Source organism: Streptosporangium sp. NPDC051023 (assembly GCF_040689595.1).
In the GTDB taxonomy this organism is placed as follows: domain Bacteria; phylum Actinomycetota; class Actinomycetes; order Streptosporangiales; family Streptosporangiaceae; genus Streptosporangium.
Genome location: NZ_JBFBCE010000160.1, coordinates 1 through 9,136, shown reverse-complemented (window position 1 = coordinate 9,136; position 9,136 = coordinate 1). Strand labels below are relative to the sequence as shown.

Below are 9,136 nucleotides of genomic sequence, written 5' to 3'. Positions count from 1 at the left end.
CGCGAGCTGGGCCCGGACGTCACCCCGGCCGAGGCGGGCCTGACGTTCGCCTGCCGCGCCGACGGCTCCTTCCGCGGGGCGGCGGCGGCCCTGGAGGTCGGCCTCCCCCCTTCGGGGTCGTACATGTTCGGGGACCCATCTTGCGCCCGGGGCCGGGGAGCCCCGGAAGGATCCGGAAAACGCGGCCCAGCGCGGCCCTGGAGAGCGGCCCTAGGAGAAGCGGCGCCCCTCGTCGCGGCGGTAGGCCCAGACGGAGAGCCCGCCGAAGACGAGGACCCACACGGCCAGCATCACCAGGGAGAGCGCGTTCGGGGAGAAGTCGGTGCTCGCGGTCCAGACCAGCTCGACCGCGCCCCTGGTCGGCAGATAGGGGGCGACGACCTGGATGAACCCCGGGGCGTTGCCGGGAGGGCCGGTGAGCAGCCCGCCGCCGACGGCCATCGGGAAGAACACCACCTGGGCGACGACGATGGCGGCCTTCGAGGGCAGCGCGTAGCCGATGAACAGGCCCATCAGGGTGAACGGGATCGATCCCAGGAGCAGGGCGGCCAGGCCGAGCAGCAGCTGCAGGGGGGTCACCGTCGCCTCGGTGAGGAAGGCGGCGATAAGCAGAACGGGGATGACGGCGATCCCCATGATCGCCATGACGGTGAGGATCCGCCCGGCGAACCTGGGCAGCGGTCCGGCGGGCAGGGTGCGCAGGTAGGGGTCCCAGGGCTGGGCCCGGTCCTCCGCGACGCCGATGCCGTAGGTGAACAGGCAGGAGGACATGACTGCGAAGACCAGCATCGATCCGGTGGCGTACGTCGCGCCGGTCGCGTTGTCCCCGGCGAAGGGCACCACGAAGAACAGCATGGACAGCGCGGGGAAGACCGAGCTCCCGATCACCGTCATGGGCACCCGGACGGTCTCGAGGAACTGGTATCGGGCATGGGTGAGAACGAGGGACATCACAGACTCCTGTCGGCGAACGGGTCCGGGCGTCAGGCCGGCTGGGGTTCGCGGGTGGTGATGGTGAGGAAGGCCTCTTCGAGGGAGGTCGGCCGGATCTCCAGATCGGTGAAGGGGACGTCGGCCAGCACCAGCTCACGGACCAGGGCGTCGGCGTCGGCGGTGAGCAGGTGGGTGCGGGAGCCCTCGTGCTCGATGCCGAGGACGCCGGGCAGGTCGGGAAGCTCGGTGCTCGTCAGGGTGACGCGGCGGACGCCGACGAGGCCGCGCACCGCGTCCATGGTGTCGTCGGTGAGCACCCGGCCTCCGCCGATCACCACGACCCGCTCGGCCAGCGCCTCGATCTCCTCCAGGTAGTGGCTGGTGAGGACCACGGTCCCGCCTCCGGCGTGGAAGTCCTTGACCGCGTCCCAGAGCGCGCGGCGGGCCTCGACGTCAAGACCGGTCGTCGGCTCGTCGAGGAAGACCAGACGGGGGTTGCCCACGAAGGCCAGCGCGACCGCCAGCCGTCGCTTCTGCCCGCCGGAGAGGCCGCCGATCTGACGCCTGACGAGGTCGCCGAGGTCGAACCGCTCCAGCAGCGTCCCCCGGTCGACCGCGTCGGGAAAGTGCGTCGCCACGAAGTCGACGCACTCGCCGACCCGCAGCGCGGGCGGCAGGCCGGTCTCCTGCGGGGTGACGCCGATGCCGCGGCGCCTGAGGGGGTCAAGGGGTGAGCCGCCGAGCAGCTCGACGGTGCCCGACGTCGGCCGCCGGAGCCCGGCGAACAGGTTGACCAGTGTGGACTTGCCCGCGCCGTTCGGCCCGAGCAGCCCGACCAGCTCTCCGGCGCGGATGTCGAGGGAGACCCGGTCGAGCGCCGTGACGGCGCCGTACTCCCGGGTGACCTCGACGGTGCGGGCCAAGATCTCTGACATGGGGGTTCCTTTTCCTATTCCAGGTCGAGCAGTTCGCGGATGGCGGCGGTGTAGTCCTCGAAGGCGCGGCGCCCCTCTCGGGTCAGGGAGACGTAGGTCGTCGGGGTGCGTCCCTTGTGGGTCTTGACGATCTCCACGTAACCGGCCTCCTCCAGCTTTCCGAGGTGCACGGACAGGTTTCCCGCGGTCATTCCGAGCAGTTCCCGCAGCCCGGGGAAGGCGATCTGGTTGGCCTCGCCCAGGGTGTTGAGCGTGGCGACCACCCGCAGCCGGGCCTGGGCGTGGATGACCGGGTCGAGCTCGCGCGGCGCCGTCATGCCCCGTCCCGTCGAACCCGCTGCACCACACCGATGGCGACGAACGCGCCGCCCGCCCCGACGGACATGAGCAGGGCATGGGCGGCGGGCCCCACGACCACGCCGATCATGTTGAGCACCGCGACCCCCGCGCCGAGGTAGAACATCGTCCGCACCCGCCAGACCGCGCCGCCCGCGATGTAGAGGGCGGCCACGACCGTCATGGACCCCGCCGCCCACAGCAACCCGGTCTCGTCGGCGGGCAGCTGGGGGCTGAGCCTGACGCCGAGCGCGATCATGCCGCCCAGGCCGAACATCCAGGCGAAGCCGTACATCATGCCCCGCTCGGCCGACTCGCCCCGCACCTGGCTGCTCACCGTCCGCTGCGCGAATGAGCTGATCGCCAGGGCCAGGATCATCAGGGAGAACAGCACCGACAGCGCCGCGCCCCTGGGGAGGAAGCCGTAGGTGTAGTTCAGGAACAGGGCGCCGAACCCCACCGCCCAGGCGATCCCCCACGGCGTGTACGTCAGCAGCGGGTCGCCGCCGAGCCGTTTGCTCGTCGTGGCCTGCTGCTCCTCGATCAGCCTGAGCATCTCCTCAGGCCGCAGCGGCCGGTCGTCGTCCTCGAGCGGATCCATTCTCGTCCTTCAAACTAGTTTGAATCGCAAACCTGTGGTTTGAACTGTAAACCACACTGCGACACAAACTCAAGAGGACGTTCTCACAAGCACGACGACGGCCACCGCGCGTCTCCGGGAGGCCGTTCCTCCTGGGAGCGTCACGCGATGGCCGTCATGTGGGACAGGCGCCTGTCACCGGGCCGACGCCGAGGCGTCCTCACGCCGTCCTGCCGTGATGGCCTTCGGGAAGAGGAGCCGGTCGGGGTGACAGATCACGGTTCTTCGGTCGCGCCCCTACCTCCGGGCGCGGAGCGCGGTGTCGAGGGGAATCGGGCGGAACATCTCCGGCTCGTCCTCGGGGGTCAGCGCCGTGGGGCCGTAGATCCAGTCGACGAACGAGTAGTCGTAGACGTCGCGGCCGCGCAGGAGCGCGTTGCGCTGCAGCCTCCGGACTCCCTCGAGGTGCCACAGCTCGCCCCACGCCCGAGCGGTGGTGACGACCCGGCGGCAGTGCTCAGGCCGTACCGCCTCGTAGGCGGCGAACGCCGCGTCCCAGTCGACGCCCGAACCGCCACCGGTCCGCTGCGCCCGTTGGGCGGCGACGTGCTCTCCGAGCACCCAGCCGTCCTCGATCGCCATGATCGCGCCCTGCGCCATGTACTGCAGGGGCGGGTGCGCCGCGTCGCCGAGCAGTGCGATCCGACCGGTCACCCAGGTCATGATCGGGTCGCGGTCGTACATCCGCCACCACCGGTCGCGCCACATCAGCGGCAGCCCCTTCTGAACCTGGTCGCAGGTCCCCGCGAACGCCGCGTCCAGCTCATCCGGGGTTCCCCAGTCGTCCTCGCCGGCCAGCGCCTTCGGCGACTCGAACACGGCGACCTGGTTGAACATCTCGCCGCCCCGCAGCGGGTACTGGACGAAGTGGCAGCGAGGGCCGACGTACACGACGACGTCCTTGTCGTGGATGCCGTTGCCGACGACCTTCTCGAACGGCACGGCACCGCGGTACGCGACGTACGCCGAGCTCACCGGCTCGTCCCGGACCAGCAACTCACGGGCGACCGAGTGCAGTCCGTCCGCGGCGATCACCGCCTCAGCCTCGTCGGCGCCGCCGTCGGCGAAGCGGACCCGGGCGCCGCCGTCGACGTTCTCGTACGACGTGCAGTGGGCCTCGGTCAGGAGCTCGACGCCCGCCCGCTCACAGGCGCGGAGCAGGATCCCGTGCAGGTCGCTGCGGTGGATCACCAGGTAGGGGTAGCCGTAACGGCGCTCGAGGTCGCGAAGGTCCAGCCGGGTCAGGTCGCCGTCATCCACGGCGTCCTTCATGACCATGGCCTCGGGCAGCACGCCGAGGGCGGCCGCCTCCTCCAGCAGCCCGTAGCGGTCCAGGATGCGGGTGCAGTTCGGCGCGAGCTGGAGGCCCGCGCCGACCTCGCCGAACACGGACGCCTGCTCGTGCACCCTGACCCGCAGTCCCTGACGGGTCAAGGCGAGCGCGGCGGACAGGCCGCCGATGCCGCCCCCGACGACGATCACGTCGGCGCGGGTTGAGGGAGAGATGCCCATGGGACCGGTCCTTCTCGTCAGAGCCATGGAGGCAGGGCCGGTGGGAGGCCGCCGTCGGCGGCGGTCACTCCGGTCGCGGGGCGTCCGGCCAGGTAGGCGGTCACGTCGGCCGGGGACCCCTCGACGTCGGGCACCGCGTCGCGACCCCGCTTGGCGTGGATGTCCTCCCGCAGCGCCCGCAGGAAGCCGTCGGGGAGGTCGGCGAAGGTGAGCCCGGTGGCGAGGTCCACGGCGTGCACCATCACCTCCCGGCTGCGCATCCACGGGATCTCGCTCGCCGGTACGGTGCGGCCCTGAGCGGTCACCACCTCGGTCCGCCACGCCTCGTCGGAGAGTTCCGCCATCGCGGCGGCCAGGGTCGCGGCCGACTCCGTGAACCACCGCGCCAGCTGGTCGGCACCCAGCCGGGAGCCCCGCTCGATCCCCGCGGCGCGCTCCTGCGGGGAGGCGTACATCGGGGTCTCCTCGCCGGTGCGCGCCCAACGGACCAGGTTTCCGATCGCCTCGGCGTTCGCCGCCAGGTGTGCCACGACGTGCTTGCGCGTCCAGCCCGGCAGAGCCGACGCGGCGCCGTACTCCTCCTCGGACAGGCCGGAGAGTGCCGACGCGCACAGCCGGGTCCCCGTTTCGGCCCACGCGAGCGTGGCAGCGAGGTCGCGTGCCATCACGCGCCTTCGGGGACGACGCGGTTCTCGAGGCGTCCGAGTCCCTCGATCTCGGTCACGACCAGCTCGCCGCCCTTCAGGAAAACCGGTGGCTTGCGGGCGTGACCGACGCCGCCGGGGGTGCCGGTCGCGATCACGTCGCCCGGGTTGAGCCGCACCATCGTCGAGACGTAGCGGATCAGGTGGACCGGGTCGAAGAGCAGGTCTCCGGTGTTGTCGGCCTGCGTCACCTGGCCGTCGACCTCACAGCGGATGTCGAGCGCAGGGCGCGGCCCGGTCTCGTCGGCGGTGACGAGGAACGGACCGATCGGGGTGGTCGAGTCCCAGTTCTTACCCTGCAGCCACTCACGGGTCCGGAACTGCCAGTCGCGGCAGGTGATGTCGTTGAGCACGGTGAACCCCGCGATCGCGGCGACCGCCTGCTCCTCGTCCGCCCGGCGCACCTGCCTGCCGACGACGATGGCGAGCTCGGCCTCCCAGTCGAACTGCTCGGTCTCCGCCGGGCGCCGGATGTCGTCGGTGGCGCCGATGAGGGTGTCGGTGAACTTGGAGAAGAGGGTCGGGTACTCCGGGAGGTCGCGGCCCATCTCCTTGATGTGGTTGCGGTAGTTCAGCCCGACGCAGACGACCTTGCTCGGCCGTGGCACGACCGGGGCGAGGTCGGCTCCGGCGAGCGGATGCCGAGGGCCGTCGGCCGTCGCGGCGGCCGCGAGACCGCCGGGCGCGGCCAGCACCGCGCCGACGTCGGGCAGGCCCACCTCGACGAGCTGCTCGCCGTCGACGCGAACGGCGGCGGTGTGGTGGTCACCCAGGCGGATGGTGGCGAGCTTCATCGGTGGTCCTTCTCGGTGTGGCTGCGGAACAGGTTGAGCTTGGTGAGGATCGGGGCGTCACTGAACTGGAACAGGTCGAGCGCACCCGAGTCGGAGTCGGACGCCGACGCCTCCGAGCGGATCGACAGCGGCTGCCAGGACGGGACGACGAAGAGGTCGCCGCGGGTCACCGTCCAGGAGCGGTCGCCGACGGTGACCCGGCCGGACCCGTCGAAGACCTGGTAGACCGACGAGCCGGTCTCCCGGTACGGCGCGGTCTCCGTGCCCGCCGTGATCCGGTGGAACTGCGCCCGGATCGTCGGCAGCACGTCGTCGGCGGTGGTCGGGTTGGTGTAGCGGACCAGGGCGTGACCCGGCTCGACCGTGCCCGCGTGGCCTTCCCGCTCCAGCGCGAGCTGGCCGGTCAGCGCGGCGTCGGTGTCGGCCCAGCGGTAGCGCAGAAGGGGCGTGCCTTCGCGACGGCCGAGCTGTGAGACCGGTGCCAGGCCGGGGTGTCCCCAGAGCCGCTCCGAGCGGGAGCGATCGGGGGTGGCGTGCTCCTCCTCGGTGAGGGTGTCCCGGCCGAAGTCGAAGAACTGCCCCTCGACGCCGTACTGGAACGGGATGTCGAGCCCGTCGATCCAGGCCATCGGTGTGCTCGCCGAGTTGTGGTGGGCGTGCCAGTGCAGGCCGGGCTGGGGAAGGAAGTCGCCCCGGCGCATCGGCACCGGGTCGCGCTCGACCACGGTCCACACACCCTCGCCCTCGACGACGAAGCGGAACGCGTTCTGGGTGTGCCGATGCTCGGGCGCGTTCTCGCCCGGCATCAGGTACTGGATCGCGGCCCACAGGGTCGGGGTCGCGTAGGGCTTGCCGGCCAGGCTCGGGTTGGCCAGTGCGATCGCGCGGCGCTCGCCGCCGCGGCCGACCGGGACCAGGTCCCCGGCACGGCCTGCGAGCTCAAGCAGCCTGCTCCACTCCCAGCGGTGCGGCTGCGCGTTGGAGCGCGGGTGCCGCGGCATCAGGTCGCCGATCTCGGTCCACAGCGGGACGAGCAGCGCCTTCTCGAACCCGCGGTAGAGGTCCTCGAGCTCGGGGCTGACGGGAGGCTGGTCGGGCCGGTCCTCGGCGGTGACGCTGACCGGCGACGTGATGGCGTTCACATCGGACATGGCCCTGACTATCCGCCGACGCGGCGGATCGGGAACAGAGGATTCTGCACAGCAGAACAGGTTGTGCCAGGATCGGGCTCATGGTGAAGCCGATGAAGACTCCGCCGGCCTATGCCTCGAACAGCGTCGACCATGCTCTCAGGCTCGCGCAGATCCTTCAGCTCGATGGGGCGATCACGGTCTCGGCGGCGGCCGAGCGGCTGGGCGTCGCCCGCTCCACGGCCCACCGGCTGCTGACCGCGCTGGTCTACCGCGACTTCGCGGTGCAGGACGAGGACCGAACCTACCGGGTGGGCCCCATCCTCGCCCTCGCGGAGCGCGCCCGGTCCAACGTCGGCACGCTCCGCGCGGCGGCCCTCGGGCCGATGCGGGCCCTGGTCGACCGGATCGACGAGACCGCGAACCTCAGCATCCGCACCGGCAGGAACGTCCGGTTCATCGCCTCGGTCGAGTGCGCGCAGACCCTGCGGGTGGGCAGCCGCGAGGGCATGGTCTTCCCGGCTCACCAGGCCACCGGCGGCCTGGTCGCGCTGGCCGCGCTCCCGGACGAGGAGCTCGTGACCCTGTACGCCGCCGACGACCGGCGCGACCCCGTCGAGGAACTGCCGGACCTGGCGAAGCTCCGCCGCGAGCTCCGGTCGGTACGGCGCAGCGGCGTCGTGCTCAACCTCGAGCGCACCGAGCGGGGCGTGGTCGCGATGGGGTGCGCGGTGAGGGACCGCACCGGATCGACCGTCGCGGCACTGTCGATCTCGATGCCCAGCGTCCGCTACTCACCGGAGCAGATCACGCCGCTCACCGCCGCGATCACGGCCGCGGCCGACGCGATCACGCGCGCCCTCTGAGGCGCAGGCTCAGCGAAAGGAGGCCGCACCGGGTCAGGTGCTGCCGGACGACCCTCGACCCCAAGGACATCGCCCGCACCGTCCAGATCGCCGACTGGAAGCTCCGTTACTACGAGGCGGGCTCCGGTCACCCGGTCGTCCTGCTGCACGGCAGCGGACCGGGCGCGACCGGGTGGAGCAACTTCGCCGGCAACATCGAGACGCTGGCCGAGCACTTCCACGTGTACGCCGTCGACATGCCCGGCTGGGGTGGGTCGGACCCCGTGACCGTCGACCGGCTCGACCACGTGGAGGCGGCGATCCAGTTCCTGGACGCCCTGGGCATCGAGCGGGCCGCGTTCGTCGGCAACTCGATGGGCGGTCAGACCTCGCTGCGGCTGGCCACCGAGCACCCCGGCCGGATCTCGCACCTGGTCACCATGGGCCCGCCGGTCGGCCGGATGCCCACACTCTTCGGTGCTGGCGACGGCCCGTCGGAGGGCCTCAAGGTGCTGATCGCGGCATACCACGACGCGAGCCCGGAGAACATGCGCCGACTCGTCGAGATCATGGTCTACGACAAGGCCCGGTTCGCCACCCCCGAATTGTGCCAGGCGCGTTCGGACGCCGCGCTCGCCCGTCCGGAGCATCTGCGCAACTACGTGGACGGCCCGCCGAAGGGGGCGCCGCTGCCGAAGTGGGTCAAGCCGGAGCTGCTGCCGACGGTCCAGGTGCCGACCCTGCTCATCCACGGCCGCGACGACCGCGTCGTCTCGTTCGAGACCTCGCTGTACCTGCTGGCGAACATCCCGAACAGCCGGCTGGTGCTGCTCAACCACTGCGGGCACTGGGCGATGATCGAGCACGCCGACGAGTTCAACCGGCTGGTCACCGACTTCATCGCGAACAACTGACCCGGCGGATCAGGTTCGGCCGGTCGCCGAGCACGGCGAGGAGGACGATTCCCGCCTCACCGTGTTCCGGGACCCGAACCTCGGAGATCTCGCCACCGGTCCTGAGGAGGCCGTCCGAGTGGGGCCTCACGGCCAGGCGAGCAGTTCGAAGAAGACGGCCTTGCCGAGGCGTGTGTCGCGGAAGCCCCAGCTCCGGGCCAGCCCGGCGACCAGGGCCATGCCGCGCCCCGACTCCCCACCCTCGCCCGGGGCCATCACGACCGGGGCGTTCCTGTTGCCGTCGTACACCTCGACAACCTTGACATCCTCCCCCTCGTGAACGAGGGGGATTCCCACGGTCGCCCGTGAGGGTTCCTGTTTCATCGCCGGTCGCCCGCCCGAGAGGACTCTCGT

At 71.3% G+C, this 9,136-nt stretch carries 10 protein-coding genes and 1 pseudogene; 2 read left to right on the top strand and 9 right to left on the bottom strand.

Annotation, left to right across the window (positions count from 1 at the left end; all coding sequences use genetic code 11):
- Positions 1-210: 210 nt before the first annotated feature.
- The 8 genes from AB0395_RS46820 to AB0395_RS46785 form a co-directional block, all read right to left on the bottom strand.
- Positions 211-951, bottom strand: coding sequence for an ABC transporter permease (locus tag AB0395_RS46820; protein WP_366294426.1), 741 nt, complete (start codon positions 949-951; stop codon positions 211-213).
- Between the two features lie 32 nt (positions 952-983).
- Entirely contained in the window at positions 984-1,868 is an 885-nt protein-coding gene (locus AB0395_RS46815) for an ABC transporter ATP-binding protein (protein ID WP_366294423.1), read from the bottom strand.
- Positions 1,869-1,882: 14 nt separating this feature from the next.
- Entirely contained in the window at positions 1,883-2,185 is a 303-nt protein-coding gene (locus AB0395_RS46810) for a transcriptional regulator (protein ID WP_366294420.1), read from the bottom strand.
- Complete coding sequence (locus AB0395_RS46805; protein ID WP_366294417.1) at positions 2,182-2,805, bottom strand: hypothetical protein; 624 nt, start codon at positions 2,803-2,805, stop codon at positions 2,182-2,184. The genes AB0395_RS46810 and AB0395_RS46805 overlap by 4 nt, the downstream gene beginning before the upstream one ends.
- A gap of 276 nt (positions 2,806-3,081) precedes the next feature.
- The gene (locus AB0395_RS46800) at positions 3,082-4,356 is read right to left on the bottom strand and encodes an FAD-dependent monooxygenase (protein WP_366294414.1); all 1,275 of its coding nucleotides are present in this window, start codon (positions 4,354-4,356) and stop codon (positions 3,082-3,084) included.
- Positions 4,357-4,373: 17 nt separating this feature from the next.
- Positions 4,374-5,021: a maleylpyruvate isomerase family mycothiol-dependent enzyme gene (locus tag AB0395_RS46795; protein WP_366294411.1), complete on the bottom strand. Its 648-nt coding sequence runs from the start codon at positions 5,019-5,021 to the stop codon at positions 4,374-4,376.
- Entirely contained in the window at positions 5,021-5,854 is an 834-nt protein-coding gene (locus AB0395_RS46790; protein WP_366294408.1) for a fumarylacetoacetate hydrolase family protein, read from the bottom strand. The genes AB0395_RS46795 and AB0395_RS46790 overlap by 1 nt, the downstream gene beginning before the upstream one ends.
- Entirely contained in the window at positions 5,851-7,005 is a 1,155-nt protein-coding gene (locus AB0395_RS46785; RefSeq protein WP_366294405.1) for a cupin domain-containing protein, read from the bottom strand. The genes AB0395_RS46790 and AB0395_RS46785 overlap by 4 nt, the downstream gene beginning before the upstream one ends.
- Positions 7,006-7,097: 92 nt before the next feature.
- Between AB0395_RS46785 and AB0395_RS46780 the strand changes: the two genes are divergently transcribed.
- The gene (locus AB0395_RS46780) at positions 7,098-7,850 is read left to right on the top strand and encodes an IclR family transcriptional regulator (RefSeq protein WP_366294402.1); all 753 of its coding nucleotides are present in this window, start codon (positions 7,098-7,100) and stop codon (positions 7,848-7,850) included.
- The gene (locus AB0395_RS46775) at positions 7,733-8,743 is read left to right on the top strand and encodes an alpha/beta hydrolase (protein WP_366294431.1); all 1,011 of its coding nucleotides are present in this window, start codon (positions 7,733-7,735) and stop codon (positions 8,741-8,743) included. Before AB0395_RS46780 ends, AB0395_RS46775 begins: the two co-directional genes overlap by 118 nt.
- Before the next feature lie 126 nt (positions 8,744-8,869).
- Here the strand turns inward: AB0395_RS46775 and AB0395_RS46770 are convergent.
- Positions 8,870-9,136, bottom strand: a pseudogene (locus AB0395_RS46770) (hypothetical protein); the annotation flags it as partial.